30 protein-coding genes are annotated in these 26,873 nt (G+C 66.0%); 16 read left to right on the top strand and 14 right to left on the bottom strand.

The window, feature by feature from the left end; genetic code table 11:
- Positions 1–12 precede the first annotated feature (12 nt).
- From flgK to flgB, 10 genes are all read right to left on the bottom strand, one after another.
- Complete coding sequence (gene flgK / locus V2B31_RS10160) at positions 13–1,347, bottom strand: flagellar hook-associated protein FlgK (protein ID WP_328278090.1); 1,335 nt, start codon at positions 1,345–1,347, stop codon at positions 13–15.
- On the bottom strand, positions 1,344–1,664 hold the full coding sequence (locus tag V2B31_RS10155) for a rod-binding protein (RefSeq protein WP_328278088.1): 321 nt from the start codon (positions 1,662–1,664) through the stop codon (positions 1,344–1,346). The genes flgK and V2B31_RS10155 overlap by 4 nt, the downstream gene beginning before the upstream one ends.
- Entirely contained in the window at positions 1,664–2,746 is a 1,083-nt protein-coding gene (locus V2B31_RS10150) for a flagellar basal body P-ring protein FlgI (RefSeq protein ID WP_328278086.1), read from the bottom strand. The genes V2B31_RS10155 and V2B31_RS10150 overlap by 1 nt, the downstream gene beginning before the upstream one ends.
- A gap of 167 nt (positions 2,747–2,913) precedes the next feature.
- Entirely contained in the window at positions 2,914–3,591 is a 678-nt protein-coding gene (locus tag V2B31_RS10145; protein WP_328278084.1) for a flagellar basal body L-ring protein FlgH, read from the bottom strand.
- An 8-nt stretch (positions 3,592–3,599) separates the two neighbouring features.
- Positions 3,600–4,388 (bottom strand): flagellar basal-body rod protein FlgG, encoded by a 789-nt coding sequence (gene flgG / locus V2B31_RS10140; RefSeq protein ID WP_328278082.1) that lies wholly within the window; start codon positions 4,386–4,388, stop codon positions 3,600–3,602.
- 64 nt (positions 4,389–4,452) lie between these two features.
- Complete coding sequence (locus V2B31_RS10135) at positions 4,453–5,196, bottom strand: flagellar basal body rod protein FlgF (protein WP_328278080.1); 744 nt, start codon at positions 5,194–5,196, stop codon at positions 4,453–4,455.
- Positions 5,197–5,222: 26 nt separating this feature from the next.
- Complete coding sequence (locus V2B31_RS10130; protein ID WP_328278078.1) at positions 5,223–6,062, bottom strand: flagellar hook-basal body complex protein; 840 nt, start codon at positions 6,060–6,062, stop codon at positions 5,223–5,225.
- Positions 6,063–6,093: 31 nt separating this feature from the next.
- On the bottom strand, positions 6,094–6,750 hold the full coding sequence (locus V2B31_RS10125; protein ID WP_328278076.1) for a flagellar hook assembly protein FlgD: 657 nt from the start codon (positions 6,748–6,750) through the stop codon (positions 6,094–6,096).
- A complete protein-coding gene (gene flgC, locus V2B31_RS10120) occupies positions 6,747–7,139 on the bottom strand; it encodes a flagellar basal body rod protein FlgC (RefSeq protein WP_422248130.1) in 393 nt (130 codons plus the stop codon). Before flgC ends, V2B31_RS10125 begins: the two co-directional genes overlap by 4 nt.
- Before the next feature lie 17 nt (positions 7,140–7,156).
- A complete protein-coding gene (gene flgB / locus V2B31_RS10115) occupies positions 7,157–7,516 on the bottom strand; it encodes a flagellar basal body rod protein FlgB (protein ID WP_328278072.1) in 360 nt (119 codons plus the stop codon).
- A 243-nt stretch (positions 7,517–7,759) separates the two neighbouring features.
- On the opposite strand from flgB, the gene V2B31_RS10110 reads away from it, so the two are divergent.
- The 8 genes from V2B31_RS10110 (at position 7,760) to V2B31_RS10075 (ending at position 14,211) form a co-directional block, all read left to right on the top strand.
- Complete coding sequence (locus V2B31_RS10110; RefSeq protein WP_328278070.1) at positions 7,760–8,428, top strand: MotA/TolQ/ExbB proton channel family protein; 669 nt, start codon at positions 7,760–7,762, stop codon at positions 8,426–8,428.
- On the top strand, positions 8,425–8,922 hold the full coding sequence (locus V2B31_RS10105) for a flagellar motor protein MotB (protein WP_328278068.1): 498 nt from the start codon (positions 8,425–8,427) through the stop codon (positions 8,920–8,922). The genes V2B31_RS10110 and V2B31_RS10105 overlap by 4 nt, the downstream gene beginning before the upstream one ends.
- 66 nt (positions 8,923–8,988) lie before the next feature.
- Complete coding sequence (locus V2B31_RS10100; protein WP_328278065.1) at positions 8,989–9,546, top strand: flagella basal body P-ring formation protein FlgA; 558 nt, start codon at positions 8,989–8,991, stop codon at positions 9,544–9,546.
- Between the two features lie 45 nt (positions 9,547–9,591).
- A complete protein-coding gene (gene flgM, locus V2B31_RS10095) occupies positions 9,592–9,873 on the top strand; it encodes a flagellar biosynthesis anti-sigma factor FlgM (RefSeq protein WP_328278063.1) in 282 nt (93 codons plus the stop codon).
- Between the two features lie 23 nt (positions 9,874–9,896).
- On the top strand, positions 9,897–10,205 hold the full coding sequence (locus V2B31_RS10090) for a hypothetical protein (protein ID WP_328278061.1): 309 nt from the start codon (positions 9,897–9,899) through the stop codon (positions 10,203–10,205).
- 314 nt (positions 10,206–10,519) lie between these two features.
- Positions 10,520–11,335, top strand: coding sequence for a lytic transglycosylase domain-containing protein (locus V2B31_RS10085; RefSeq protein ID WP_328278059.1), 816 nt, complete (start codon positions 10,520–10,522; stop codon positions 11,333–11,335).
- 9 nt (positions 11,336–11,344) lie between these two features.
- The gene (gene flhA, locus V2B31_RS10080) at positions 11,345–13,465 is read left to right on the top strand and encodes a flagellar biosynthesis protein FlhA (RefSeq protein WP_328278057.1); all 2,121 of its coding nucleotides are present in this window, start codon (positions 11,345–11,347) and stop codon (positions 13,463–13,465) included.
- A 14-nt stretch (positions 13,466–13,479) separates the two neighbouring features.
- Positions 13,480–14,211 (top strand): sigma-70 family RNA polymerase sigma factor, encoded by a 732-nt coding sequence (locus V2B31_RS10075; protein ID WP_328278055.1) that lies wholly within the window; start codon positions 13,480–13,482, stop codon positions 14,209–14,211.
- A gap of 15 nt (positions 14,212–14,226) precedes the next feature.
- Here the strand turns inward: V2B31_RS10075 and V2B31_RS10070 are convergent, their stop codons facing one another.
- The 4 genes from V2B31_RS10070 to V2B31_RS10055 are packed head-to-tail and all read right to left on the bottom strand — an operon-like array spanning position 14,227 to position 17,620.
- A complete protein-coding gene (locus V2B31_RS10070; RefSeq protein ID WP_328278053.1) occupies positions 14,227–14,694 on the bottom strand; it encodes a vgr related protein in 468 nt (155 codons plus the stop codon).
- A gap of 53 nt (positions 14,695–14,747) precedes the next feature.
- Positions 14,748–15,761, bottom strand: a complete 1,014-nt coding sequence (locus V2B31_RS10065; protein ID WP_328278051.1) for an inorganic phosphate transporter — start codon at positions 15,759–15,761, stop codon at positions 14,748–14,750.
- Positions 15,761–16,885, bottom strand: a complete 1,125-nt coding sequence (locus V2B31_RS10060; protein WP_328278050.1) for a DUF47 family protein — start codon at positions 16,883–16,885, stop codon at positions 15,761–15,763. Before V2B31_RS10060 ends, V2B31_RS10065 begins: the two co-directional genes overlap by 1 nt.
- A gap of 15 nt (positions 16,886–16,900) precedes the next feature.
- On the bottom strand, positions 16,901–17,620 hold the full coding sequence (locus tag V2B31_RS10055) for a DUF2490 domain-containing protein (RefSeq protein WP_328278048.1): 720 nt from the start codon (positions 17,618–17,620) through the stop codon (positions 16,901–16,903).
- A 174-nt stretch (positions 17,621–17,794) separates the two neighbouring features.
- On the opposite strand from V2B31_RS10055, the gene V2B31_RS10050 reads away from it, so the two are divergent.
- The 8 genes from V2B31_RS10050 (at position 17,795) to V2B31_RS10015 (ending at position 26,856) form a co-directional block, all read left to right on the top strand.
- On the top strand, positions 17,795–19,012 hold the full coding sequence (locus V2B31_RS10050; protein WP_328278046.1) for a CDP-glycerol glycerophosphotransferase family protein: 1,218 nt from the start codon (positions 17,795–17,797) through the stop codon (positions 19,010–19,012).
- A 134-nt stretch (positions 19,013–19,146) separates the two neighbouring features.
- Positions 19,147–19,863 (top strand): GntR family transcriptional regulator, encoded by a 717-nt coding sequence (locus tag V2B31_RS10045; protein WP_328278044.1) that lies wholly within the window; start codon positions 19,147–19,149, stop codon positions 19,861–19,863.
- A gap of 122 nt (positions 19,864–19,985) precedes the next feature.
- The gene (locus V2B31_RS10040) at positions 19,986–21,362 is read left to right on the top strand and encodes an amidohydrolase family protein (protein WP_328278042.1); all 1,377 of its coding nucleotides are present in this window, start codon (positions 19,986–19,988) and stop codon (positions 21,360–21,362) included.
- Positions 21,359–22,675 (top strand): MFS transporter, encoded by a 1,317-nt coding sequence (locus tag V2B31_RS10035; protein ID WP_328278039.1) that lies wholly within the window; start codon positions 21,359–21,361, stop codon positions 22,673–22,675. The genes V2B31_RS10040 and V2B31_RS10035 overlap by 4 nt, the downstream gene beginning before the upstream one ends.
- Entirely contained in the window at positions 22,672–23,409 is a 738-nt protein-coding gene (locus V2B31_RS10030) for a gluconate 2-dehydrogenase subunit 3 family protein (RefSeq protein ID WP_328278036.1), read from the top strand. Before V2B31_RS10035 ends, V2B31_RS10030 begins: the two co-directional genes overlap by 4 nt.
- Complete coding sequence (locus tag V2B31_RS10025; protein ID WP_328278032.1) at positions 23,409–25,184, top strand: GMC family oxidoreductase; 1,776 nt, start codon at positions 23,409–23,411, stop codon at positions 25,182–25,184. The genes V2B31_RS10030 and V2B31_RS10025 overlap by 1 nt, the downstream gene beginning before the upstream one ends.
- A gap of 41 nt (positions 25,185–25,225) precedes the next feature.
- A complete protein-coding gene (locus tag V2B31_RS10020) occupies positions 25,226–25,624 on the top strand; it encodes a c-type cytochrome (RefSeq protein WP_328278029.1) in 399 nt (132 codons plus the stop codon).
- Positions 25,621–26,856: an iron-containing alcohol dehydrogenase gene (locus tag V2B31_RS10015; RefSeq protein ID WP_328278028.1), complete on the top strand. Its 1,236-nt coding sequence runs from the start codon at positions 25,621–25,623 to the stop codon at positions 26,854–26,856. The genes V2B31_RS10020 and V2B31_RS10015 overlap by 4 nt, the downstream gene beginning before the upstream one ends.
- Positions 26,857–26,873 lie beyond the last annotated feature (17 nt).

The raw sequence follows: 26,873 nt of genomic DNA, 5'->3' as shown, positions 1-26,873 counted from the left end.
GCCCTTTGCCGGTCACATGATGTTGAGGATCGAATCGATGGTTTCCTTGGCGATCTGAAGCACCTTGGCGCAGCCCGAATAGGCTTGCTGGATGCGGAGCAGATCGGCGGCCTCCATGTCGAGATCGACGCCGCTTACCGCCTCGCGCGCGGCGACCGCCTGGTCGTGGCGGCCGGTGGCGGTGTCATATTCGGCCTTGGTCGAGGCGAGCAGCGAGCCATGGTTGGTGACGAGCGTCGTCCAATTCTGTTCGACGCTGCCATTGCCGCGCAGGACGGACGTGACCTTGAGCAGATTGCCGTTGGCTACGCCGTCGGGCGACTTGACCGCCAGCAGCGTGGGATCGGTGACGAGCGCGGCCATCGTTGCGGCGGTGGTGCCGGACAGGAGATCGCCGCCCGCCGCCCCGCCATCGGTGATGCCCTGCCGATGCCAGGCGTTGACGTCGGTCACGAACTGCGCGGCGAGGGTGTCGAGGTCCACCCGCTGCTTGGCGACAACGTCGGCGGATGCGAACAGCCCGCCAAGCGCGCCGCTGGCGGGGGCGGTCAGCGCGGTCCCATCCGAGGTGGCGAGCGCGAGCGTGCCGTCCGCATTGGCGGTCATGGACAGGGTGGTCGCGTTGTTGCCGCTGACCAGGGTCTGGCCGCTGAAGCTGATCTCGGCGCTGTCATGCGCGCCGAAATTGACGGTGACGTTCAGATTTTCGGACAAATCCTGCAACGCAGCGTCGCGGCTGTCGAGCAGTTGGGCGTAGGCGGAAGTGCCGGGCTGCGCCCGCAGCAGGCTGTTGTTGATGTCGGCGAGCGAGGTCAGCGCGCGGTTGATCGTATCGACCGAGGATTGCGCTTCGGTCGCGATGCCCTTCGACACGTTCTGGAGGTCGGTCGAGGTCTGGTTGAACGCTTGAGCGACGCGGCTGATGCTGTCGAGCGTCGTGACGCGCAGCGAGGTGTTGGTCGGGCTGGCGGCCAGCTTCTCCATATTCTGGTACATGCCCGCCATCAGCTGGCCGATGCCGGTGCCGGTGTCATTCAGCGCATTTTCGGAGTCGGTCAGCCAGCGCAACCGCGCCGCCGCGCTGCCGAGCGCCGTGCCGGTGGCGCGCATCGTCGCGTCGAGATAGGGATCGGTCTCGCGCCCCACGCCGGCGACTTGCGTGCCGCCGAAATTGGCGCGCGACACATAGGTCGCCATGGTCGCGGTCGATGCGCCCGATTCGATCGTGCGGACCGATCGGCGCGCATAGCCTGCCGTCGCGGCGTTCGCGATATTCTCCGAGATGGCGGCCATCGCGGTGCGATAAGCCTTCGTCCCCGAAGCGCCTATGATGAAGAGGTCGCTCATGCGCCTTGCGCCGGATGCGGGCCGTCAGGCGCGGCGGGGGGCGGATCGTCCTTCACCCGGTCGCCAAACTGCCGGATCAGAAGCTCGGCGATGCCCATCGCGCCCTTGCCCGCCATCGCGTCGGCGGTGCGAGCGTCGGCCATGTCCTGAAACTGCTGGGTGGCGCTGGAGTCGGTGATGCCCTCGGCGAGGCTGGCCGAGCGCATCGCGCCGATCATCTGGCGCAGGAACACCGCCTCGAACTGCTGCGCGACTTTCTGAAGCTGCGCCTTTTGCGAGGGGGCAGCCGGGGCGGCGAGGTTTGTCGTTATCTGCATCACAGCACCACCAGTTCGGCCTTCATCGCGCCCGCCTGTTTCAAGGCTTCGAGGATCGCGACCATGTCCGCCGGGGAAGCCCCGATCGCGTTGACCGCTTTCACAATATCGGCCAGCGACGCCCCGCCTTTAAAATTAACCATAGGTTTTTTCTCTTCGTCGACGCTGATGCCGCTCGATTGCTCCAGCGCGGTCTGGCCCTGGCTGAAGGGCGCGGGCTGGACGACGCGGGGGCTTTCGTTGACGCTGACGGTCAGCTTGCCATGGGCGACGGCGGCGGGATGGATGCGCACCGCGCCGTTGATGACGACGGTGCCGGTGCGGGCGTTGACGATGACCTTGGCGGGCGCATCGGCGGGCGAGACCTCGATATTCTCGATCATGCCCATCATCATGATGCGCTCTTCGGCGCCCGGTTGGGCGTCGATCGCGACCGATACGGCGTCGACAGCGCGGGCGCGCCGGTCGCCGAAGGTGCGGTTGATGCCGTCCGCGACCCTGAGCGCGGTGGTAAGGTCGGCTTCGGCAAGGTTGAAGGTCAGCGTCGGCGCGGTGTCGAAGCCGGTGGCGACCGCGCGTTCGACCGTCGCGCCGCCGGGGATGCGCCCGGCCGAGGGGATGTTGACTGACACCTGGCTGCCGTCCGCGCCGGAAACCCCGAGGCCGCCCACCGCGAGGTTGCCCTGCGCCATCGCGTAAATCTCGTTGTCCGCGCCGCGCAACGGGGTCATGATGAGGGTGCCGCCGCGCAGCGACTTGGCCTTGCCCAGCGCAGAGACGGTGACGTCGAGCCGCTGGCCGGGCTTGGAGAAGGCGGGGAGGTCCGCCGTCACCAGCACGGCGGCGGCGTTCTTGAGCGCGGGGTTGACCCCTTGCGGTAACGTGAGACCGAAGCGCGAGACGACGCCCTTCATGCCTTCGGTCGCATATTGGATGCTGTCGTCGCCGGTGCCGGCAAGGCCCACGACGATGCCGTAGCCGGTGAGCTGGTTGGGACGCACGCCCTGGAACGTGCCGAGATCCTTGACGCGTTCGGCATGGGCGGGGGTGGCGAGGGTGAAGAGGGCGGCGAGGATGCCCAACGCCCATCCTCCCCTGCAAGGGGAGGGGGACCGCCGCCGTAGGCGGTGGTGGAGGGGTGTCCCGCTAGCGAGAGGGGGATACCCCTCCGTCTGGCCTGCGGCCAGCCACCTCCCCTTAAAGGGGAGGATGAAGTTGAGGCGGGCGAGGAGGGTCAAGCGGGTCTCCATCAGAAGGGGCTGATCGCGGAGAAGAAGCGCTGGAGCCAGCCTTGGCGGCTGGCGTTGGCGATCTCGCCCTTGCCCTTGTAGATGATCTTGGCGTCGGCGACGCGGGTCGAGGCGATGCGGTTGTCGGGCGCGATATCGGCCTGGCGGACCAGGCCGCTCAGCTGGATGAATTCGTCGCCGCGATTGAGGGTGAGCGCCTTTTCCCCCTTCACCAGCATCGTGCCGTTGGCATAGACCGCCGCGATTGTCACCGTGATTTCCCCGGACAGGGCGTTGGACTGGCTGGCGCCGCCCTTGCCCGTGAAGCTGTTGGTGCCGCCCATGGCGACATCGCTCGCCGAGAAGAGCTTGGACAGGATGCCGGTGCTGGGCGGGGTCAGGCCGATCGAACCATTGCGCGCGGTGTCGGCGCTGGTGGTCTTGGTCGCCTGGGTGCGTTCGACCAGCACGATGGTGATGATATCGCCTACGCTGGTGGCGCGCGCGCCGCTGGTGAGCGGCGTGTAGCCCATCGACGCCTGGAAGATCGAGCCGTTCGCCGGTGGCGCGGCGGGCTGCGCGATGACGGTGGGCGCATAATAGTCGCGCTCGATGTCGCGCTTCTTGCGGCCCGCGTCGGCGGGCGAAGCGACCAGCGCGATCAAGGACGCGGCGACGAGGAGGAAGGAGAGACGCATCGTCAGCCTCAGATATTCTGGTTGACGTACTGGAGCATCTCGTCGGTCGCCTTTATCATCTTGCTGTTGACCTCATAGGCGCGCTGGGTCTCGATCATGTCGACCAGCTCTTCCACGATGTTGACGTTCGAGGTTTCGAGATAGCCAGAGCGGATGACGCCGCGTCCTTCCAGACCCGCGACGCCGACCTGCGGCGTGCCGCTGGCGGCGGTTTCGACCAGCAGGTTGCCGCCGATCGACTGGAGGCCCGATGGGTTCATGAAGCTCGCCAGCTCGATCTGGCCGAGCTGGCTGGGTTCCGCCTCGCCCTGAAGCGTCGCGGAAACAGTGCCGTCATTGCCGATCGCGACCGAGGTCGCGCCCTGCGGCACGGTGATCTGCGGGATGAGGGGCAGGCCGTCCGCGGTGACGACGGTGCCTTCGGCGGTCACGCTGAAATTGCCGGCGCGGGTGTAGGCGATCGAGCCGTCGGGCTTTTGCACCTGAAAATAGCCCGAGCCCTCGATCGCCATGTCGAGCACGTTGCTCGTCTGGTTGAGCGTGCCCTGGGTGTTGATCTTGCTGGTGCCCTGAAGCGCGACGCCCGAGCCGAGGTTCAGGCCGTTGGCGAACTTGTTTTCGCTATCGCTGTTGGCGCCCGCCTGGATTATCTGCTGATAGGCCAGCGTCTCGAAATCGGCGCGGTCCTTCTTGAACCCGGTGGTGTTCACGTTCGCCAGATTGTTGGCGATGACGCGCATCTTGGTGTTCTGCGCGTCGAGGCCGGTGCGGGCGACATGAAGGGCGGCGTTGCTCATCTCTCACTTCTCCGTGCGGCGCGGGCGCGCCTCATGCGTCATTCAAAGCAACTATCGTGCCAAATTAACCATCCAGCCGCATCAGCGACGCGCCGCTGTCGTCAAGCTGTTTGGCGGTGTCGATCATCTTGACCTGGGTTTCCCACGCCCGGCTCGCCTCGATCATGGCGATCAGCGCCTGGGTCGCGTTGACGTTCGATCCTTCGATCGACCCCGAGGTGACGGTCGCCAGCGGATCGCCGGGCAGCGCGCCGCCATTGGCTTCCCGGAACAGGCCGTCATTGCCCTTCATGATGCTGGAGCCGGTGGCGTTGACGAGCTTAAGCTTATCGACCTGCTGCGGGTTGGCGGGGTCGCCGCCCTGCGGCACGCCCCAGATGCTGCCGTCCTGCGCGATGGAGACGCTGTCCATCTGCGGCAGGACGATCGGGCCACCTTCGCCCAGCACGGCAAGGCCGTCGCCGGTGGTGAGGAGGCCGCTGTCGCTGACCTTGAGGTCGCCGCGGCGGGTATAGGCCTCGCTGCCGTCCGCCGCCTGCACCGCAAGCAGCGCGTCGCCGTTCATCGCGACGTCGAGCGGGTTGCCGGTTTCGGTTACCGCGCCCTGCGTCATGTCGGCGGCGATCACCTGCTCCGACGCCTGGGCGCGGGTGTCGAAAGTGTCGCCCTTGATCCAGCGCGTCTCGGCATTGGCGATTTCGGCGCGGAAGCCGACGGTGTTGGCGTTGGCGAGATTGTTCGCGATCGACGCCTGCCGCGCCATCGCGCCGCGCATTGCCGTAAGTGCCGTATTGACGAGCCGGTCCATGGGCTGACCCTTCTACCTTCCCGAAATCAGGTGCGCAGGTTGACGATGGTGGTGGTCAGCGTGTTGGCCGCCTCGATCGCCTTGCTGTTCGCCTGGAAATTGCGCTGGGCGGCGATGAGCGCGACCAGTTCGTCGGTGATGTCGACGTTGGAGCGTTCGAGCGTGCCCGAATTGACCGCGCCGAAGAGGCCCTGGTTGCCGGTGCCCAGGATCGGATTGCCGCTGGCGACGGTGGCCGACCAGTGGGCGTCGCCCTCCTGCCGCAGCCCTTCCTGGCTGTTGAAGGCGGCCATGGCGGCCTGGCCTAGATAGACGGTGCTGCCATCGGCATAGACGGCCGAGATCATGCCTTCCTTCGACACGCCGACGCTGGTGAGCTGTGCGCCGTCGGCCTGGCCCTTGTAGGTGGTCGGGATCTGAAGATCGGTAAGGTCGGCCGGGGTGGCGTTGGCGGGCGCGGTCGAAGTGCCGGTATCTGGATCGACCGCGAAAATCTGGATGCGCGATCCGGTGGTGTCGACCACATAGCGGTCGTCGTCCACGGCGAAAGCGCCGTTGCGGGTGTAGCTGACCGTGCCGTCCTCATTCTTGACGGTGAAGAAGCCTTCGCCGGTGATGGCGAGGTCCAGCGTCTTGTCGGTGGTCTCGATCGTGCCTTGCGTGAACTGCTGCGCCACGCCCTGCACGCGCACGCCCTGGCCGGCGATCTGGTTGGTGCTCTGCATCGGGGCGGCCGCGAAGATGTCGCCGAACTGCGCCTTGCTCTTCTTGAAGGCGGTCGAGTTCACGTTGGCGACATTGTTCGAGATGGTGGCGAGATCGGTCTGCGCGCCCTTGAGGCCGGACAGGGAGATATAGAAGGACATGGCGTTGCTCCGTGGGTGAGAGGGAGTAGGATTACATCAGGCTGATCGCGTCGGACGGGCTGTAGCTGCCGAGCGCGGTGATGAGTTTGGAGGAGGAGCCGTCCGCGGGTGACTGGACGGCGGCGATGGTGGCCCAGGTCGCGACCTTGGTTGGGGTCGCGCCGTTGACTTTGACCTGGAGGGCGGAGGTGGTGACGGTCTTGCCCGTGTCGTCCTTCCCGTCCCAGTAGAAGGTGACGTCGCCGGCCTGCTGCGATCCCATGTCGATGGTCTTGAGCGTCTTGCCGTCGCCGTCGATCAGGTCGATCGACGCGCCGTCGACGGCGGCGGGCAGGGTGACCTGACCCGCGTAGGTGCCGGCGGCGTCCGGCACCGCGACGTTGCTTTCGACCAACATCGACTTGCCGATCCAGCTCGCTGCATCGCCGAGGCGCGTGCCCGACATCTCGTTGGCGAGATTCTTGAGCGTCGCGTTCATTTCGGCGATGCCGCTCGAATTGGTGATGGTCGCCATCTGCGCCACCATGTCGCTGTTCTTGACCGGCTCGAACGGATCCTGAAACTGCATCTGCGCGGTCAGCAGGGTAAGGAAGCTCGACTGGTCGAGCGTGTTGTTGCCGATGCCGACGCTCTTGTTGGCATTATAGACCGAGAGGCCCGCGCCGTCGGTGGCGGTCGTGGTCGTCATTTGCCGATCCTTATGGTTTCCAGCATCAGGGATTTGGCGGTGTTGAGCACCTGGACATTGTTCTGGTACATGCGGGCGGTCTCCACCATGTCGACCAGTTCGGCATTCTCATCGACCGCCGCTTCCCATACGTCGCCGTTCGCATCGGCGAGCGGATGGTTGGGGTCGTGCCGCTTGGTCGGCTGCGCGCTGGTGGCGACGACATTCTTGACCTTGACCGTGGCGACGCCGGGCGTGTCGGTGACGCTTTCGAACACCGGCTTGATCGCGCGATAGGCTTCGCCCGCGCTGCCGGTGACGTTGCCGGCGTTGGCCATGTTGGAGGCGGTGGCGTTGAGGCGCACCAGCTGCGCGCTCATGGCGCGGCCGGCGATGTCGAACAGGTTCATCGGCGGGTTGCCCATGGTCATTCTCCCTTGAGCGCGCGGTTGATGGTGTTGATGCGGCCTTCGAGGAAAGAGAGGGTCGTGCGGTACTTGACCGCATTTTCCGCGAAGAGGGTCTGTTCGGTGCTGAGTTCGACGGTGTTGCCGTCGAGGCTGGGCTGGAGCGGGACGCGATAGCCCATGGCGTCATCGGCCGCCTTCGACAGGTCGGTGCCGTTGCGGGCGGTCGCTTCCTTGAGCGCCGCTTCGAAATCGATGTCGCGCGCCTTGTAGCCCGGCGTCGAGGCGTTCGCGATGTTGGAGGCGAGCAGGGACAGCCGCTGCGACCGGAGCGCCAGCGCCGTGCCATGGATCCCGAACAGATTGTCTTCGACCGACATGCTCAAAATTCGCTCTAAAGTTTCGCTTATCCCCGCCGTTCTGAAGCCTGATGGCGTCCCGTGCGGGTGATCCAGCCTGTAAGCAGCAAGAGCCGTGCCAATTTGCGTGGGTGACGCAGGGGCAAGGTGGAAATCGGCGGAAAAGCGGGCGCTCCGCAGGGGAGGCGGCAAGGGCGGCAAATTTCTGCCGGCCGGCGGCAGGGCGTTGCCGGGCGGCGAGGGATTGATGGGGACAGGCGCAACATGACCGCGATTTTCAGCCATTTGTTCGATCCGCTGACGTTGGCGCTGATGATCGGCGGGGTGGCGCTGGTCGCGCTGTTCCAGAATGGCCTCAACGCCTTCGGTCGCGCCTTTGCCGCACTGGGGCCGCTGCTGACCGCCGATCCGTCGCGCGACCGCGACGCGGCGCGCGCGGCGATGCTGAAGATCGATCAGGTGGCGCAGCTGCGCGGCCTGTCCTGCACCGACCGGGTCAAGACGGCGAGTCCCTTCCTGACCGAAGCGGCGCGCAAGCTCGCCAATTGCGAGCGATCCGACCAGTTCGAGCTGTGGGCGGCGCAGACGCTGGCCGACCGGGCGCAGCGCCATGGCGCGGTCCACAAGCTCTGGCTGTCGGTCGCCGACGCAGCGCCGGCGCTGGGCATGGCGGGGACGATCATCGGCCTTGTCGGTATGTTCGCGGCGATGGACGATCCCGGCGCACTCGGCCCCGCAATGGCGCTGGCGCTGCTTACCACTTTCTATGGCGTGGTCATCGCGAACATGATTGCTGCGCCCATTGCCGCACGGCTTGCCGACCTGTCGGAGCGTGAACTCGCCTGGCAACGGGAGACGGCGAACCGGATGCTGACGATCGCGCGGCGCGAAAATGCGCCGCTGCGCCGGGCGAGCATCCGCGAAGTCGCATGACCACGGCCGCATCCGCTTCCGCCGCGCGGCGCAATCGCTGGGCGGTGAGCTTCGCCGACCTGCTGCTGTTGCTGCTCGGCTTTTTCGTGCTGTTGCAGGCCAGCGGCGGGCGGCGCGATGCGCTGCTCTCGCAGGTGAGCCAGCAGTTCGGCGGGCGACCGATGGCGCAGGGGGTCGAACTGCGCGCCGCCGACTTGTTCGTTCCGGGCGAGGCAATGTTGACCGCCGCGGGTGGCGCGCGGCTGGCGGAGGTCGCGCGGCGGTTCGACAGAGCCGCCGGCATCGAATTGCGGAGCGATGGCACCGATCGGGCGCAGCATCGCTTCGACGAATGGGACTTGGCGGCAGCGCGGCTGGGCGCGGTCGCGCGCGCGCTGCGGGCGGGCGGCATTGCGCAGGACCGGCTGACGATCCGGGGGCTGGATCAGGCCGAAGCAAAGGCGGGGCAGGGGCAGATGATCCATATCGCGCCCGCGCGGGGCAAGGCGCATTAACCGCGATTGGCACGGCTCTTGCTGAATAATCTCGGCAAAGACGTTCTTCCTGTCAGGAGACCTGCCGTGTTCCGCACCCCCTCGATCCTCCTTGCCGCCGCCGCGACGATCGCCGCCACGCCGGGACAGGCGCAGCAGAAGTTCGAGAATCTCGACCGGATCGATAGCCTGGTGGCGATGACCGTTGGGGCCAACCTCGGCGAACCGGGCGGCCCTGCCGCGCCGGTCGATCGCCGCCTGCGCTTGGCCGCCTGTCCCGCGACACCCACGGTCGAAGGACCAGTGTTCGGCGCGGCGATGGTGAAGTGCGACGCGCTGGGCTGGCGGATTCGCGTGCCGCTGGTCGCGGGCGCTGCGGCTGCCGCATCCGGGTCGGTGCCGGGCGCCAGCCGCTTCGTCAGGGCCGCTCCGACCGCGCCCAGGCAAACCGCCGTGCGGAAGGGCGACCCGGTCCAGCTGACCGCCGGCAATGCCGTCTTCAGCGTCTCCCGCATGATGATCGCCGACGAAGATGGCGCGGTTGGGCAGACCATCCGCGTGCGCGAGGACAAGAAAAGCACGCCGATTTTCGCGCAGGTCGTGGAAATGGGGGTTGTGCAGATTCCCGGATTTAAGGATTTTTGAACTTGTCCGTTATAAGCGGTAGGGACGAGTGAAGGATTTACCCCAATGATCAACTCCGTGGGCCAGAGCATCAGCAGCGCGATCGGCGGAACCAGCCTGCGCGAAAGCGGCAAGGCGCGCGCATCCGCGACCGGCGGCTCGGTGAGCATGTCGAGCGCGAGCGGCGCGTCGGCCAGCCCGGCCGCCCGCATGGCGGCCGAAGGCGCGCCGGTTGATCTCGACCGCATCGCCGCGATCAAGTCCGCCATCGCTTCGGGCAATTATCCCGTGGACGCGGACGCGATTGCCGAGCGCATGATTGCGCTCGACCTGCCCGACGGCAGGTAGAAACAAAAAAAGGAGAGGGTGTCATGCCGCTGGGTCTCGCTGCGCTGGACGAACTGTTCGATGCGTTCGAGGATCTGCGCGATGTCCTCGACGGCCATGACGCGCTCGCCATCGAAGCCGCCAGCAACCGCGTGAGCCATGCCGCGTCGGCCGTGCGGGCGATCGGCGCATGGCGCGCCGATCCGCAGGTAGTCGAACGGCTGAGCGCGATGCTCCCGCTGCTGGAAAGCGCGCGCGTGCGCGTCAATCTGCTGGCCGATCATGCGGGCCAGCGCCTCTCCATCCTCGCCGCCCACGGATCGCGCGCCGCGCCGCTGACCTACGGGCGGTGAGTGCTCTTCATCCTCCCCTCGGAGGAAGATCGCAACGGTAAGCCACCCTGCTATTCCTCGTCATTCCCGCGAAAGCGGGAATCCATCTCCCAACCTAACGTCCGGCCGATAGGGCAGGAGATGGATCCCCGCTTTCGCGGGGATGACGATGTAGGTGGGGCGGGCGATCCACGCTTGCGATAAAATTGGCGCTAAACCTTCGCCCATTCCCGTCGTTCTTCGTGTTGCGCGCATTTTCCTGCGGCGGCGTTAACCAAATCTTGGCACAAGCCTTGCTCTAATGTCCGCGCTAGCAATCGGGGATTTTGGCTTTCGTGTCGCTTTTCGCAGACATATCGGCAACGGCGGGATCGGCCGGCAATCGCGTGACCAACGCGATCGCGATGGCGAGCCGGCGGACCGGCGTCGACTTCAGCTATCTGCTGGGGCAGGCGAAGATCGAATCGAGCCTCAATCCCACGGCGCGCGCGACGACATCCTCCGCGACGGGCCTCTATCAGTTCATCGACCAGAGCTGGCTCGCGGTCATCGACAAGCATGGCGGGGAATATGGCCTGGGCTGGGCGGCGGACGCGATCCAGCAGAGCGGCGGGCGCTATTATGTCGCCGATCCTGACCTGCGCCGCCAGATACTCGACCTGCGCAAGCACCCCGAGACCGCATCGGTGATGGCGGCCGCGCACGCCGCCGACAACAAGACCTATCTGGAAGGCCGCCTCGGTCGCGAGGCGGAGCCGGTCGATCTTTATCTAGCCCATTTCCTGGGTGTGGGCGGGGCGAGCAAGTTCCTCTCGTCGCATGATCGCGCGCCTAACGCGACGGCGGCTTCGCTGTTTCCAGCAGCGGCGCGCGCCAATCGCTCGATCTTCTACGACAAGCAGGGCAATGCGCGCAGCTTCGCCGAAATCCGCGACCGCTTCGCTGCCAAGCTGCAAAAGGGATCGGACAGCCTGGGCGGCCCGGTCCAATATGCCGACGCCTCGCTCCCTAATGGCGCGAAGACGGTGCAGCCCGCCGACTATGTTCGGATCGAGACGCAGCGGCTTGAGCAGCAGCCTGACGTGATGGTCAAGCCACAGCCCCAGACCGCCCGCCTCGCCTATCTCATGCTCGCCACCCTCGGAAGGTAACCGGCCGCAATGTCCCCTGCCCAAGTCAAAGCGAAGATCTGGATGAGCGCCGCCAAGGGCGCGGTGCTGCCGTTCGCGACGCTGATGGTCGTGCTGTTCATGATGGTTCCGGTGCCCGCGATCATGCTGGACATCGGCTTCATCACCAACATCATGATTTCGCTCGCGGTGCTGATGGTGGCATTGAACGCCGCCAAGCCGCTCGACTTCTCCAGCTTCCCGACGGTGTTGCTGTTCGCGACGCTGCTGCGCTTGGCGCTCAACGTCGCATCGACCCGCGTCGTGCTGGTGCAGGGGCATGAAGGCGCGGACGCGGCGGGGCAGGTGATCGAGGCGTTCGGCCATTTCCTGATCGGAGGCGACTATGTCGTGGGCATTTTCGTCTTTGCGATCTTGATGATTATCAACCTGGTCGTCATCACCAAGGGCGCGGGCCGCGTGTCCGAAGTGTCCGCGCGTTTCACCCTGGACGCCTTGCCCGGCAAGCAGATGGCGATCGACGCGGACCTGAACGCCGGGCTGCTGACCCCGGAAGAAGCGAAGATCCGTCGGCAGGAAGTCGCGACCGAAGCGGATTTCTACGGCTCCATGGACGGCGCGAGCAAGTTCGTGAAGGGCGATGCGGTCGCCGGTATCCTGATCCTGGTCATCAACATCGTCGGCGGCATCATCCTGGGCGTGGTCAGTCATGGACTGGCGATCGGCGAGGCGGCGCAGACCTATATCATCCTGGCGATCGGCGACGCGCTGGTCGCGCAGATTCCCGCGCTGCTGCTGTCGATCGCCGCCGCCTCCATCGTCACCCGCGTCAAGAGCGAGCAGGATTTGTCGGCGCAAGTCGCGGGCCAGTTCGGCACTGGCCGGGCCTGGGTTCCTGTCGCCGCCATTCTCGGCTTCCTCGGCGTGCTGCCGGGCATGCCGCACATGATTATCCTGCCGGCCGCCGCTGTCGCCGGCGGCATCGCCTGGCAATTGCGCAAGGCGAGCCAGAAAAAGGCGGCCGAGCCTGCGCCGATGCCGCCCGCGCCCAATGCCGCGCTGATCGAATGGGATGATGTGTCGGACGGCGCGATCCTGGGGCTGGAGATCGGCTATGGCCTCATCTCCCTGGTGGACGAGCGCAAGGGCGCGCCGCTGATGGCGCGCATCACCGGCATCCGCCGCCAGCTCTCCAAGGAATTGGGCTTCGTCGTGCCGATGGTGCGGGTGAAGGACAATCTGGCGCTCGAACCCAACCAGTATCGCATCACCATCGCCGGCGTCGTCGTGGGCGAGGACGAAATCTGGCCCGACGACCTGCTCGCGCTCGACAGCGGCGCGCTGGAGGGCACGGTGCAGGGCCGCATCGCCAAGGACCCGACCTTCGGTCTCGACGCCGTCTGGATCACCCAAGCGAAGCGCAGCGAGGCGGTCGTCGCCGGCTATACGGTGGTCGATCCGCCGACGGTGGTTGCGACTCATCTCAACCAGCTGATCGCCATGAACGCGGCCGAGATGTTCGGCCTCGACGAAGCGCGCAAGCTGCTCGACAATCTCAAGGACGCCGCGCCGCAGCTGGTCGACGGCCTCACCCCGGGCCTGCTCAGCCTGACGCAGATCAGCGCGCTCTGCCGCGCGCTCCTGTCCGAAGGCATCGCGCTCAAGGATTTCCGCCGCATCTGCGAGGCGATGGTCGACGCAGCCCGCCCCGACATGACGCACGAGCAACTGGTCGAGGCCGTGCGCCAGCGGATCGGCGCGCTCATCATCCAGGGTCTGGTGCCGGTGAAGATGCCGCTCCCGGTCATCACGCTCGACGGCGATCTGGAGGCGATGCTGGCGCAGGCGATGCGCGTTGCGGGCGACGCCAGGCATCCCATCGAGCCTAGCCTTGCCAACCGCATCGTTGAATCGGTCATTCATGCCGCCCGGCCGCTGCTCGGGCAGGCGCGCAATTTCGCGATCGTCACCTCGCCGGCGGCACGGCGCGCGCTCGCCCGGCTGTTCAAGCCGCACCTGCCGGAAACGCCGGTGCTGTCCTTTCTGGAAATTCCCGACGGTAAGGGAGTGGAAGTAGTTGCCGTGGTAGGCAACGAGCCGCGCCCGACGCCGAGGCACGATCCGTTGCCGCAGCGCGAGCGAGTAGCCTGAGGAGAGGCTGAGCCATGTATATGAACAAGATCGCGGCTGGCGCTCACACCTATGCCCGTCCCGGCGAGCAGAGCCCGGAGCGGCTGGCACGCCAATATATGCCGCTGGTCCGCAAGATCGCCTGGCATGTCCATGGCCGCGTCTCGACCGCGATCGAGGTGGAGGATCTGCTCCAGATCGGCATGGTCGCGCTTGTGGAGGCGGCGAACAGCTTCGAGGATCGCGGTCTGGGCTTCGCAGCCTACGCGCAGTTGCGCGTGCGCGGTGCGATGATCGACCATCTGCGGCGGCAGGCGACTCTGTGCCGGTCGGCTATGGGCAAGCGCAAGGAACTGACGGCGGTGCGCAACCGGCTGGAACAGCAGCTGGGGCGCCTGCCGACCGAAGCGGAGATGTCGCAAGAGATGGGGCTAGAGCCCGCCGCTTACCGTGAAATCGCCGACAGCGTCGAGATGGTCCAGCACAGCAGCATGGACGAGGTCTATTCCGACCAGTCGATGTGGTTCGCCGATGTCGAGGACCGCGCCGACGCGGTGCTGGAACGCGAATCGCTCAAGAAGGCGCTCGCCGCCTGCATCCGCGAACTGCCCGAGCGCGAGGCGCTGGTTCTGCAACTCTATTTCGTCGAGGAACTGAACCTCGAGGAAATCGGCCGGACGCTGGACATCGGCGCGGCGCGCGTGTGCCAGATCAAGAAGGCGGCGCTCGACAAGCTGCGCGGCAAGCTGGCCGATTGGGACGATTGAGCCGCCCGGCAACTGCTAGGGTTTGAAGGGAAGAATGCTTTCCAGCGTCGCCAATGGCGGTGCGCCGGGGACGGTGACGCCGTGGCGCATCAGAAAGACGTGGCGGACGATTTCCGCCTGCTGCTCGATGCCGTAGCGGTCGAGCATCCAGCCCGGTTTGATGCTGTAGCTGTAGCGGCAGAAGGGATGCCGGCGCAGCACCAGGTTGATCCCCCGCTGATGCTGCCAGACATGCACCAGTTCATGGATCAGATGCCCCTGCCAGCCGACCGTCCGGCTGGCGAAGCAATCGCAATAGGAATCGCCCTTTGGATGAAAGTGGATCGCGCCGCGCGGAGCCATGGTCACATGGCGCGGCTGGAACGGCCACCACGCGCGCCGGTGCAGGCGCACCTGGTCCAGGTCGATCGCGTCGCCGAACATGCTGCGGGCAAGCTGGCGCTCGGCTGGCGTGAGCGAACGGCTTTCGGTCGGGCGATCCATCGGCTTGATATGGGCGCGGGACGGCGCTTCGGCCAGTCCCTATCCGCCCGCCCTCACACCAGCCGCGTCAGCCAGTAGAAGAGCGCGCCGACCGTGGCCGACGCCGGGAGGGTGATGACCCAGGCGAGCACAACATTCTGCGCCACGCCCCAACGCACGGCGGACGCGCGCCGCGCCGTGCCCGCGCCGATGATGCTGCCGGTGATGGTATGGGTCGTCGACACCGGGATGCCCATCAACGACGCGCCGAAGATCATGATCGATCCGCCGGCCGAGGCGCTGAAGCCCTGATGCTGCGACAATTTGGTGATGCGCGATCCCATCGTCTCGATGATCTTCCACCCGCCCGACAGGGTGCCGAGGCCGATCGCGGCATAGCAGCTGAACGCCACCCAATGCGGCACCTCGAACGCGCCGTTCAGATAGCCGGTGGAATAGAGCAGCACGGTGATGATCCCCATCGTCTTCTGCGCGTCGTTGAGGCCGTGGCTGAGCGAATAGGCGGCGGACGAGATGAGATGGAGGATGCGGAACGCGCCTTCGGCCGACCGCGACGTGGCGTTGCGGAATATCCAACTGGTGCCCAGCATGATGAGCATCGCCAGGATCATGCCCAGCGTCGGGGAGAGAACGATCGCGATCAGCGTCTTGTTGAGCCCCGACCATTGGACCCCGTTGAATCCGGCATGGGCGGTGCCCGCGCCAATGAGGCCGCCGACCAGCGCGTGGCTGCTGGAGGAGGGGATGCCCTTGATCCAGGTCACGACATTCCAGAACATCGCACCCACCAGCGCCCCGAAGATCACCGCCGGCGTCACTACGTCCCGGTCGATCAGCCCTTGGCCGATCGTTTCCGCGACCTTGTGCAGGCTGGGGAAGGCGATGCTGAGGAAATAGGCGGCGAAGTTGAAGACGGCGGCGAACAGCACCGCCTGCACCGGCGCGAGCAGCCGGGTGGCGACGACGGTCGCGATGGCGTTCGCCGCATCATGCAGGCCGTTCAGAAAGTCGAATGCCAGCGCGACGGCGATCAGGCCGATCAGCAGGGGCAGGGCAAGATCGTGCATCAGGCGTGGTCGATCACGATGCCGTCAATCTCGTTCGCCACATCCTCCAGCGCGTCGACGATGCGTTCGAGATGCTTGTATATTTCCCGCGCGACGATGAACTGGAGCGTATTGTCCGCGCCGTCGCGCTGGAATGCGCGCTTGACCCCGGCGTCGTGGATCTCGTCGGCATGGCCCTCCATGCGGATCAGCCGCTCGGTCAGCTCATGCAGCCGCCCGCCGTTGCGCGCCACGTCACGCAGCAGCGGCATGGCGGTGGCGGTCAGGCGCGCCGCATCGACGATGATCGCCGCCATGTCGCGCATTTCCTGGTCGAACTCGCGCACCTCATAGAGGCTGACCGCCGTCGCCGTCGCCCGCATTTCATCGACCGCATTGTCCATAGCGCTGATGAGGCTGGTGATCGCGCCCCGGTCGAACGGCGTCAGGAAGGTCTTGCGGACGGTCTTGAGCACGTCGCGCGTCACATCGTCGGCGTCATTCTCCCGCTCGGTGACTTCGCGGATATGGTCGGCGGCAGCCGGCCCGCCCTGGAGCAGCCGCGCCAGCGCGTCGGCGGCCGCGACGATGCTGAGCGCATGGGCCTCAAACAGGTCGAAGAAGTTGCCGGTGCGGGGCAGCAGCCGTTGGAACCAGGCGAACATGGCACTTATCCTCGATTTTCGCGCGACGGTCTGAAGCATTCCCGTGCGGCGCGCGGCGGCATTGAATTCGGCATGATCGAACGATCGGATGAGTTCGCGCAGGTCGGGTTCGTCCACCGCTTCGGCGGCCTCGGTCAGCGAGAACCAGCGCCGCTCGCGCTCATTCTGTTCCTTCCAAGCGCCATGTTCCTGCGTCACCGCGAGCGGAAACACATCCACATCCACCATCAGCGACGCGCCGTTGCTGCGCCGCTTGCGGTAGCGATAGGAGCCGATCGGCGTCGGGCATATCGCGCCCTCCACCCCGGCCTCCTCCATCGCCTCACGGGCGGCCGCGCTGTGCGGCGGCAGGCCGACCGGGATATTGCCCTTGGGGACGACCCAGCGGCCGGTGCCGCGCGACGTGACCAGCATCACCATGACCGGCGCGTCGATCGCCGACCCTTCGGTGCGATAGGGAATGGCGGCTATCTGGCGCATCGCGTGGCTCCGCGGTCAATCGTCGGCATGCGGCGCGACCAGGTCGCTGAAGTTAAGCGTGAGCTGGATCGTCAGCGCATGGTCCATCTGGGCCGAAGAGCCGCCGCGCGCCAAGCGATATTGGTTGAGATAGCCCATATCCGCGCTGATCGCCCGGCCGAGCGGGACAGTCACCCCGATGATGTTGCGCATCCGCTCATAGCCGCTGCGCTGGCCCCAGTGCGTGCTGTTGGGCAGGAAGAAGCTCTCATGGCTGGCGAACAGGCCGAACCCCTTGCGCTCGCCGATCGGCAGATTGTAGCGCAGCAGCGGACGGATGCGGATGCCGACGCCCGACTGTTGCGTATGGAAGCGCTCATCGACCCGGAAGCGGGTGAAGACGCGGCCGAAGGTCGCGACGATCTGCTGGCGAATCCGATCCTCGTCGTCGGCGGTGTTGCGGTTGTGGAAGCCGACGCGCCGATAGCCGAAACCCAGTTCCACATTGTCCGCCACGCGATAACCGAGCACCGCGCCAAATTCGGTCTGGAACAATCCGCCCGGTCGATCGCCGAAGCGCGCGATCTGCTCCAGCGTGATCCGCGCCTTCTTCGTCAGCTTCACATTGGTGTTGAGTTGCAGCCAAAGCTGCTCGTCCTGCTGCTGCGCCAAAGCCGGCTGGGCGGCGCACAAGCCTACCGCCGCCGGGAACAGCCCGAACGGATGGCGGAGTCGGGGGAGGAGGGAGCGGCGCATGGCGCGCCCCCATAAGGGGCTGACACGAAATTGTCACAAATATTTCACCGATAAGGCCACGGCGTTGACGCGCCAACTTACATGGCCGATACGCGGCCAACATGGATCAATGTACAAGTTGCTGCCAGCGTGGGCAGCGGCGCGCCGGCTACAGACCTGATAGAAGAGGCGTCCATGGCTCAACCGCTTGCTTTTTTGCGCCTCACGAAAAGTGGCAGCGCCACGCCGCGTCGCGCGCCGGCCCAGCCGGTGGATGGCGCGATGCCACTGCCCCGCATCGCCTTTCTGTTCAACGCGCAGTCCCATCATATCCTACACGGCGCTACAACGGCGCAGGCGCTCGCTGAGGGATGGCGCGCGCAGGTCGACATACTTTCGCCTTCCTCCGCCCATCTCGATTTTGCGCGCGGCTTGGCGGGCGGGGAGGAGCTGCGTTTCAGGCAGGTGGGCGTGCCGATGCTCAATCGTCTGGCGGCGCGGCAGGCAAGCGCCGTTCCACCTAAATTGCTGACCTTGCTCGCCGTCAGCCGCCAGCTCGACCGGTATGACGCTATCGCGCTGCCGGAACGCACCTCGACGATCATCCGCGCGTTGGGCGTGCGCCGACCCAGGCTCATCCATATCGATCATGGCGCGGGTGACCGCGCCGCCGGCTTCGACCCGCGCATCGCTCGGTTCGACTTCGCGCTGCTCGCCGGGCGCAAGCAGGAGCGCCGGATGCTGGAAGAGGGGCTGATCCGCCCCGGCGCCTATCGCATCATCGGCTATCCCAAGTTCGACGCGGCCGACCGGCTGCGCGACGCGGCCTGGTATCCGTTCGCCGAGCGTCGCCCGACGATCCTCTACAATCCGCATTTCTCCGAAAAGCTCGGCAGCTGGGGCAGGGACGGCCCGGCGATCGTCGGCCGCATTGCGGCGACCGACCGCTATAACCTGATCGTCGCACCCCATATCCGCCTGTGCGATCGGCGATCGACCCGCGCGGCGGTGGAGCGGCAGCTCGCGCCTTATGCCGGCCTGCCGCACGTCCATGTCGATCTGGGTAGCAGGCGGCTGGTCGACATGAGCTACACCAGCATGGCGGACATTTATATCGGTGATGTCAGCAGCCAGATTTACGAATTTCTGCGGCGGTCCCGGCCGGCGCTGTTCGTGAACAGCCATGGGGTCGAATGGCGCGACGATCCCAATTATGCGCACTGGCATCTTGGCCCGGTCGCCCGGACCGTGGACGAGTTGATGCAGCGACTCGAGCGAGTTGATAGCGATCATGCCGCCTATGCCGACGCGCAGCGGCAGGCCTTTGCCGATACGTTCGATCTGGGGGCTGGCGACAGTTCCGGGCGCGCCGCAGCCGCGATCGCCGACTTTCTGGAATTGGCGCGGCGCTGAACCTCTTAGCCACCCGGCCCTTATCGCTGTTCGGGCATCGGCGCAGCCGGTCACGCGCGCGCCGAAGGGAAATCCGCGCAGCAAATTAAAATATCCTATATGTTTCGCCCTCGACCCTGTAAGCCAGCATCATCATGTCTGAACTGCACAGCTTCGTTCCATCCGGCACCGGCGCCGCCGCGCGGCCGACATCCGGCCCCACTCTGGTCGAGCGCGCCTATCAGCATCTCCTCTCCATGCTGATGACTGTCCAGATCGCGCCGGGCGAGCGCATTCCGATCGACACCGTAGCGCGCCAGCTTGGCATATCGCAGACGCCGATCCGCGAGGCGCTGAGCCAGTTGGAAGCGGAGAAGCTGGTCTACAAGACCACCAATGTCGGCTACCGCGCGAGCCCGCAGATGACGCCCGAGGAGGTGCACGACCTTTACACGCTTCGCCTTCTGATCGAACCCTACGCAGCGGCGCAGGCGGCCAAGCATATGGACGACGAGGCGCTTGCCATTCTCCAGTCGATCCAGGCGGACATGGACGCCGTGGTCGAGCGCGACGAGCGCGCTTTTGCCCGCATCGCCGAAGCAGACGCTCAGCTTCACCGGCTGATCGCCAAGGGTAGCGGCAACCGCCTGATCGAGGAGACGATCGAGCGGCTGCATTCGCATCTCCAGATTTTCCGGTCGCTCTACCAGAATAGCGCGCAGCCCGACGCGCCCGAGACGGCGGCGCGCGAGCATCAGCAGATTATCGCCGCGCTGCTAGCGCATGATCCGGTCGCTGCCGAAGAATCGGTGCGTGAGCATCTCACCCGCTCACAACGCCGCATGGATCGCGCCAGCGCGCAGCTGCGGTAAATTTCCGCGCTCCAGCCACCGGTCGTCGGCCTGCCCGAAATGCCTTGACGGCATTTGTAGGAGCAATTACCACTATCTCACCAGATCATATATGATATGAAACGGTCTGGAGAGGATGGTCAATGCGTTCGATGCGAAAAGCCGGTTTGTTAAGCCTGTCGGTCGCGCTGGTGGCGGGTCTGCCCGGCGCGGCTCTTGCTGAGACGGTAGTGCTGCGCGACGTCACCCTGATCGACGGCACCGGCAAGGCGCCGGCTCCGCGTCAGGCGGTCGTCATCACCGATGGCCGCATCCGCTGGGTCGGCCCGTCCGCGCGCGTCAGGATTCCGGCCGGCGCGATGGTCGAGCGGCTAAAGGGCAAATATCTGATGCCCGGCCTCATCGACAGCCATGTCCATCTGGGCCTGGTCGACGGCATCACCCAGAACCTCAAATATCAGACACCCGACAATATCGAGAGCCAGCTTCGGACCTACGCAGCCTATGGCGTGACGACGGTGCAGACGCTGGGGACCGAGCAGGATTTGATCTTCCCGATCCAGCGCCGCCGCAACGAACGCAGCGCAACGACGCGCGTCTATACGGTGGGGCAGGGGGTCGTCTTCAAAGGCAGCTATGGCGGCGTTCCGGGGCTTGACCAGCAGGTCGCTACGCCCGAAGAAGCGCGCGCGATGGTCGATCGGCAGGCGGCTAAGGGCGCGGACCTCATCAAGCTCTGGGTCGATGACGAATTCGGGATGCTGGACGAGCGGATGCCTCCGCGCATCAGCGAGGCGGTGATCGACGAAGCGCGCAAGGACGGCAAGAAGACCGTCGCGCACATCTTCTATTATGACAATGCCGCCGAACTGACGCGCGAGGGCGTGGACGCCTTCGCCCATTCGGTGCGCGACCGCGCCGTGGACGACACGCTGCTGGGCGCGATGAAGGCCAAGGGCGTGTGGCAGATGGCCGCCACGCTCAGCCGCGAAGCGTCCTTCACCTATGCGACCTTGCCCTTCCTCGACGACCCCTTCTTTGCGCGCGGCGTGACGCCAGCCGTGCTGACGGAGCTGAAGAGCCCCGAGCGCGCGGCGAAGCTGGCGGCCGCGCCCAACTTCCCCAAATATGCGCCGACCCTGCAATATGCGCTCGATAATTTCGGGCGCGAGGCGAAGGCCGGCATCCGCTATGGCATGGGCACCGACAGCGGGCCGACGGCGCGCTTCCCCGGCTATTTCGCCCATTGGGAACTGGAACTGATGGTGAAGGCCGGGGTCACGCCGATGCAGGCGCTGACCGCCGCGACGAGCGCCAACGCCGAGTTCATGGGCGCGAAGGACATCGGCACGATCGCGCCCGGCAAATGGGCGGACCTGGTGGTGCTGGACCGTGATCCCACCGCCGACATCCGCAACACCCGCGCCATCCACGCCGTCTATATCAGCGGAACCAAGGTGCCGACCATCTGGCAGACCTGCGCCGGCCGCGCCGCCGACGCGTGCGGGACAGGTAAGTGAGCAGCGATACGACGGCCATCGACCAGACGGAGAGCGGCGTCGCCGTGCAGCGCCCGACGCGCGCGCGCCATGTCGTGCTGTGGCTGACGGTGCTCGCCTATCTCATCACCTATATGGACCGCGTCGTCATCGCGACGGCCGCGCCGGTGATCGAGAAGGAATATGGCTTCACCCCTGTCACGATGGGCTGGATCTTCGCCTCCTTCTCGATCGCCTATGCGCTGTTCCAGATACCGGGCGGATGGCTCGGCGACCGCTTCGGCCCGCGCCGGGCGCTGACTGGGGTGGTGCTCTGGTGGTCGACCTTCACGGCGGCCACGGCGCTGACCTGGTCGGCCGGGTCGATGATGGTGTGCCGCTTCCTGTTCGGCATGGGGGAAGCGGGCGCTTTCCCGATCGCCACTCGGTCCTTGTCTCGCTGGATGCTGCCGTCCGAACGCGGCTGGGCGCAGGGCGTCACCCATGCGGGCGCGCGGCTGGGCGGGGCGGTGACGCCGGTGTTCGTCGCGCTGCTGATCGTGCAGTTCGGCTGGCGGATGCCCTTCCTCGCCTTCGCGCTGATCGGCATCGGCTGGGCGGCGCTGTGGTTTTGGTATTATCGCGACACGCCCCGCGAACATGCTTCGGTCAACGCGGCGGAGCTGGAGATGATCGAGGGCGCGCTGGGCGCGGGTCGTGCGCGGGTCAGCGTGCCATGGCGGCATCTGCTCAGCAACAGCCAGCTCTGGCTGCTGTCGGCGATGTACTTCTGCTACGCCTATTGCATCAACATCTTCCTGACCTGGTTCCCCAAATATCTGCACGACGCGCGCGGGTTCGACATCGCGCTGATGGGCCTGTTCGCCAGTATGCCGCTGATGGCCGGAGTCATCGGCGACCTGCTGGGCGGATGGTTCTCCGATGTGCTGGTCAAGCGCGGCGCGGGGCTGAAGATGGCGCGGCGCAGCGTTGCGATCGTCGGCTTTCTGGTGGCGGCGGTGATGATCCCGCTGGCGGCGGCGGCAGAGGGCCATGTCGCGAGCATCGCCTTCTTCTGCGTCGCTCTGTTCGGGCTTGAGCTGACGGTCGGCGTGTCCTGGGCGGTGACGCTGGATATTGGCGGCGAATATGCCGGGTCGGTTTCAGCGGTGATGAACACGCTGGGCAATAGCGGCGCGGCGGTGGCTGCCGCCGTCACCGGCTATATCGTCAGCATGAGCGGCTGGTTTTCCGCTTTCGCCGTGCTGTCGGTGCTCTGCCTGATCGCGGCCGCTTTGTTCCTGCGGATCGACGCTTCGCGCAAGCTGCGGGACGGACAGGAGGCTTCGGCATGAGCGAAAAGCCCGCCACCGACCGCCGCACGCTGCTGAAGCTCGCCGGGTTCGGCGTCGGAATGGCGGCGACGCCCTTCGCCGCCGCGCAGGAAAGCCATGGCGGCCACGCCATGCCCGCCCCCGCCGCAGCCTCGACGGCAGGCGCAGCGCCATCGCCCGGCTATATCTTCCTCAATCCTGACGAAGCCGCCTTTGTCGAGGCCTTCGTCGACACGCTGATCCCGCAGGACGAGTTCACGCCCAAGGGCACGGACTTGGGCGTCGCCATCTTCGTCGATCGCCAGCTGTACAGCGGCTGGGGCAATGGCGATCGCATGTATCTGCAAGGCCCGTTTCAGGAGGGCACGCCCGAACAGGGCTATCAGCTCAAATTCACGCCCAACCAGCTTGTCCGCATTGGCATTGCCGACGTGAACGATCAGGTCCGCGCCGCCCATGGCGGCAACACGTTCGATACGCTGGAGGAAGGCGACCGGATCACGCTCGTCACCGCCCTCGAACAGGCGAAGGTAGAGCTTCCTTCGGTGCCGACTCGGGCCTTCTTCAACACCCTGTTCCAGCTCGTGATGGATGGTTTCTTCGCCGACCCCATTTATGGCGGCAATCGGGGCAAGGCGTCGTGGAAGATGATCGGCTATCCGGGCGTCGGCGAAATGTATGCCGACAAGATCGCCGAATGGCGCAATCGTCCCTACCGGGTCGATGAGCCGCTTTCGATCCAGGATATGATGTGATGGCGGCGATGAAACTGCCTGCCGTCGATGTCGTCATCGTCGGGTCCGGCTGGACCGGTGGGATCGTGGCGAAGGAACTCGCGCCCACCGGCCTCAAGGTCGTGATGTTCGAGCGCGGCCGGCCGCAGGACACGGTGCCCGACTTCGCGGGGCCGCAGGCGCATGACTCGCTTAAATATAGCCGCCGCCTGCATATGGTGCAGGATCTGTCGCAGGAAACCATCACCTTCCGCAACAGCATGGACCAGGTCGCTCTGCCGATCCGCCAGCATGGCTTCTACTGGCCCGGCACCAATGTCGGCGGGTCGGGCGCGCACTGGTCGGGCCTTACCTGGCGCTGGTCGGAGTGGGAGCACAAGATGCGCTCCGGGACGATCGCCAAATATGGCGCGGGCATCATCCCGGAGGACATGAACCTTCAGGACTGGCCGATTTCCTACGACGAACTCGAACCCTATTATGACAGGTTCGAGAAGGTGTGCGGCATTTCGGGTAAGGCCGGCAATATCCGCGGTCGCAAGCAGCCAGGCGGGAATCCGTTCGAGGCGCCGCGCCGCAACGAATATCCGCTGCCGCCGATGACCCCCTCGCACGTTATGACCCTGTTCGACAAGGCGACGGCGAACCTTGGCTATCATCCCTTTCCGATCCCGACTGCCAATTGTTCGGGCGACTATGTGAACCCGGACGGCATCGCGCTCGGCCAATGCCATTATTGCGGCCATTGCACCGCCTTCGGCTGCGAGGCGAACGCGAAGGCCAGCCCGCATTTCCTGATGCTGCCGCTGGCGCGCAACAATCCCAATTTCCAGCTTCGCACCAATGCGACCGTGGTGAAGATCAACCTCGATTCGGATGGCAAGCGGGCCACCGGCGTCACCTATGTCGACGCGCGCGGGCGGGAGATCGAGCAGCCCGCCGACCTCGTCGTGCTGGGCGCGTTCGTTACCGGCAACGTCCATCTGATGCTGCATTCGGGCATCGACAAGCCCTATGATCCCAAGACCAATAGCGGGGTCATCGGCCGCAACTATGCCTTTCAGGGCGGCGGCGGAGCGCGGATGCTGCTGGACAAGGACACCTATACCAACCCGTTCATGGGATCGGGCGCGCTCGGTAGCTGGATCGATGACGTCAACGGCGACAATTACGACTTCGCCAAGGCGGGCTATATCGGTGGCGGGGGCATCAGCATCGGCAGCAATAGCGGCGATCCGCTGACCTACCACCCGACCATGCCGGGCCAGCCGCGCTGGGGCAAGGGGTGGAAGAAGGCGATGGTGGACGCCTACCACCATGTCGCCGGCATCAGCCATCAGGGCGCGGTGATGAGCTACCGCCAGAATTATTTCGACCTCGACCCCACCTATCGCGATGCGTTCGGCCGGCCGCTGCTGCGCTTGACCTTCGACTGGCAGCCCAACGAGCAGAAGCTGATGACCGCGCACAGCGCGATCTGCCAGCGGATCGCCGAGGAGATTACCGGGCGCAAGGAAGGCGGGGCAGGAATGCCGCGCAGCTTCGGCCGGTTCAACAGCGGCTTCTATCAGACGACGCATAATACCGGCGGCGTGGTGTTCGGCGACGATCCCAAGACCAGCGCGCTCAACAAATATTGCCAATCCTGGGACGTGCCCAACCTGTTCGTGCTCGGCTCCTGCGTCTTTCCGCAAAATGCGGGGCGCAACCCGACCGGACCGGTCGGTGCGCTCGCCTTCTGGGCGGCCGACGCGATCACCAAGAAATATCTGAAGCGCCCCGGCGCACTGGTTTGAGAATGAGGCGCGCCGCCGCGCCTGAGATGGAGATGCAAGACGTGAAATATTGGATGTTTGCCGCCGGGATCGGCGCGGTCGCCATGGCGGGGTCCGCCATCGCCGCCATGCCCAAGGGCAACCCCGCCAAGGGGCAGCAGGTCTTCGCCCGCTGCGCCGCCTGCCACAAGGTCGGGCCGAACGCCGCCCGCTCGATCGGACCGGCGCTGAACGGGGTCGTGGGTCGCGCGGCGGGCAGCGACGCGGGCTTTCGCTATTCGCCGGCGATGAAGGCGTCGGGCATCAAATGGGATGAGGCCAATCTGGACAGCTTCCTTCAGGGGCCAGCCAAGAAGGTGCCCGGCACCAAGATGATCTTCCCCGGCATGACGGCGGCGCAGGACCGCGCCGACGTGATCGCTTATCTCAAGCAATATGACGCGAAGGGCGGCAAGAAATGAGCGACCTTCCCTTCGCCTTCGGCGCGCTGCGCCTGCCGCGCTCGGTCCTGTTCGGGCGGGGGCAGCGCTATGCGCTGGGCGCGGCCGCCAGCAAGCTCGGCAAGCGCGCGCTCCTCTGCACCGACGAGCGCCAGGGCGCGCAGCCGGAATTCCACGCCATGGTCGCCGATCTGCGCGCCCATGGGATGGACGTGCATGTGTTCGACCGCACCATACCCGACCTGCCGATCGGCCCGATCGAGGCGTGTGTCGAGGAAGTGCGGGGCTTCGCGCCCGATGTCGTCATCGGAATCGGCGGGGGCAGTTCGATGGACATGGCGAAGGTCGTGGCGGTGCTGCTGACCCATGGCGGCGACCTGCGCTCCTATTATGGCGAGTTCGCTGTGCCCGGCCCGGTCATGCCGCTGATCGCCATGCCGACCACCGCCGGCACCGGATCGGAAGTGACCCCAGTGGCGGTCGTGTCCGACGATGAGCGCGGCGCGAAGGTCGGCATCGCCAGCCCGCACCTCGTGCCGCTGGTCGCGATCTGCGACCCGGACCTGACCGTCACCTGCCCGCCCAGCCTGACCGCCTGTTCGGGCGCGGACGCGCTGACCCATGCGGTCGAAGCATATACGACGCTGGCGCGCCCGGCCGACCCGATGCTGACGCAGGAACATGTGTTTGTCGGCAAGAATCTGCTGTCGGATCATTTCGCCCGGCTCGCGGTCGCCAACATCTTCCTCTATCTGGAACGCGCCTATCGCGACGGCAGCGATATCGAGGCGCGCGAGGGGCTGATGCTTGCGTCGCTGGCGGCGGGCTGCGCTTTCGGCACCGCCGGCACGGCGGCGGCGCACGCCATCCAGTATCCGGTCGGCAACCTGACCCACACCGCCCATGGCGACGGCGTGGCGACGCTGCTGCCCTTCGTGATGCAATATAATCAGCCCTATTGCACGCCGGCCTTCGCCGAACTGGCGCGCACCATCGGCCTGCCCGATGCGCCGCCGGAGCAGATGTCGCAGGGCTTCATTGATGCGGTCGCCGACCTGCTCGGCCGGGTCAACATCCCGCGCACCCTGGCGGCGCTGGGCCTTCAGGCCGAACAGCAGGATTTCGTCGCGGAGAATGCGCTGAACGCCGCCCGCCTGGTCAAGAACAACCCCCGTCCCCTCGATCTGGTGGCGATGCAGCACATCACCCGCGCGGCCTTTTCCGGCGAGCGCGCGGCGCTGCGGACTGCCTGATTTTCTCGCACAAGGTT

Origin of the sequence: Sphingobium sp., from assembly GCF_036170395.1 — a bacterium.
Classification (GTDB): Bacteria; Pseudomonadota; Alphaproteobacteria; order Sphingomonadales; family Sphingomonadaceae; genus Sphingobium.
The sequence above is the reverse complement of the archived record's forward strand: the minus strand, read 5'-3'. Positions and strand labels throughout refer to the sequence as shown.

Bases quoted from the DNA above. Each gene is read 5' to 3' on its own strand.
- flgK (WP_328278090.1), bottom strand. From the start codon at position 1,347: ATGAGCGACCTCTTCATCATAGGCGCTTCGGGGACGAAGGCTTATCGC.
- V2B31_RS10155 (WP_328278088.1), bottom strand. From the start codon at position 1,664: ATGCAGATAACGACAAACCTCGCCGCCCCGGCTGCCCCCTCGCAAAAG.
- V2B31_RS10145 (WP_328278084.1), bottom strand. From the start codon at position 3,591: ATGCGTCTCTCCTTCCTCCTCGTCGCCGCGTCCTTGATCGCGCTGGTC.
- flgG (WP_328278082.1), bottom strand. From the start codon at position 4,388: ATGAGCAACGCCGCCCTTCATGTCGCCCGCACCGGCCTCGACGCGCAG.
- V2B31_RS10135 (WP_328278080.1), bottom strand. From the start codon at position 5,196: ATGGACCGGCTCGTCAATACGGCACTTACGGCAATGCGCGGCGCGATG.
- V2B31_RS10130 (WP_328278078.1), bottom strand. From the start codon at position 6,062: ATGTCCTTCTATATCTCCCTGTCCGGCCTCAAGGGCGCGCAGACCGAT.
- V2B31_RS10125 (WP_328278076.1), bottom strand. From the start codon at position 6,750: ATGACGACCACGACCGCCACCGACGGCGCGGGCCTCTCGGTCTATAAT.
- flgC (WP_422248130.1), bottom strand. From the start codon at position 7,139: ATGAACCTGTTCGACATCGCCGGCCGCGCCATGAGCGCGCAGCTGGTG.
- flgB (WP_328278072.1), bottom strand. From the start codon at position 7,516: ATGTCGGTCGAAGACAATCTGTTCGGGATCCATGGCACGGCGCTGGCG.
- V2B31_RS10110 (WP_328278070.1), top strand. From the start codon at position 7,760: ATGACCGCGATTTTCAGCCATTTGTTCGATCCGCTGACGTTGGCGCTG.
- V2B31_RS10105 (WP_328278068.1), top strand. From the start codon at position 8,425: ATGACCACGGCCGCATCCGCTTCCGCCGCGCGGCGCAATCGCTGGGCG.
- flgM (WP_328278063.1), top strand. From the start codon at position 9,592: ATGATCAACTCCGTGGGCCAGAGCATCAGCAGCGCGATCGGCGGAACC.
- V2B31_RS10090 (WP_328278061.1), top strand. From the start codon at position 9,897: ATGCCGCTGGGTCTCGCTGCGCTGGACGAACTGTTCGATGCGTTCGAG.
- flhA (WP_328278057.1), top strand. From the start codon at position 11,345: ATGTCCCCTGCCCAAGTCAAAGCGAAGATCTGGATGAGCGCCGCCAAG.
- V2B31_RS10075 (WP_328278055.1), top strand. From the start codon at position 13,480: ATGTATATGAACAAGATCGCGGCTGGCGCTCACACCTATGCCCGTCCC.
- V2B31_RS10070 (WP_328278053.1), bottom strand. From the start codon at position 14,694: ATGGATCGCCCGACCGAAAGCCGTTCGCTCACGCCAGCCGAGCGCCAG.
- V2B31_RS10065 (WP_328278051.1), bottom strand. From the start codon at position 15,761: ATGCACGATCTTGCCCTGCCCCTGCTGATCGGCCTGATCGCCGTCGCG.
- V2B31_RS10060 (WP_328278050.1), bottom strand. From the start codon at position 16,885: ATGCGCCAGATAGCCGCCATTCCCTATCGCACCGAAGGGTCGGCGATC.
- V2B31_RS10055 (WP_328278048.1), bottom strand. From the start codon at position 17,620: ATGCGCCGCTCCCTCCTCCCCCGACTCCGCCATCCGTTCGGGCTGTTC.
- V2B31_RS10050 (WP_328278046.1), top strand. From the start codon at position 17,795: ATGGCTCAACCGCTTGCTTTTTTGCGCCTCACGAAAAGTGGCAGCGCC.
- V2B31_RS10045 (WP_328278044.1), top strand. From the start codon at position 19,147: ATGTCTGAACTGCACAGCTTCGTTCCATCCGGCACCGGCGCCGCCGCG.
- V2B31_RS10040 (WP_328278042.1), top strand. From the start codon at position 19,986: ATGCGTTCGATGCGAAAAGCCGGTTTGTTAAGCCTGTCGGTCGCGCTG.
- V2B31_RS10030 (WP_328278036.1), top strand. From the start codon at position 22,672: ATGAGCGAAAAGCCCGCCACCGACCGCCGCACGCTGCTGAAGCTCGCC.
- V2B31_RS10025 (WP_328278032.1), top strand. From the start codon at position 23,409: ATGGCGGCGATGAAACTGCCTGCCGTCGATGTCGTCATCGTCGGGTCC.
- V2B31_RS10015 (WP_328278028.1), top strand. From the start codon at position 25,621: ATGAGCGACCTTCCCTTCGCCTTCGGCGCGCTGCGCCTGCCGCGCTCG.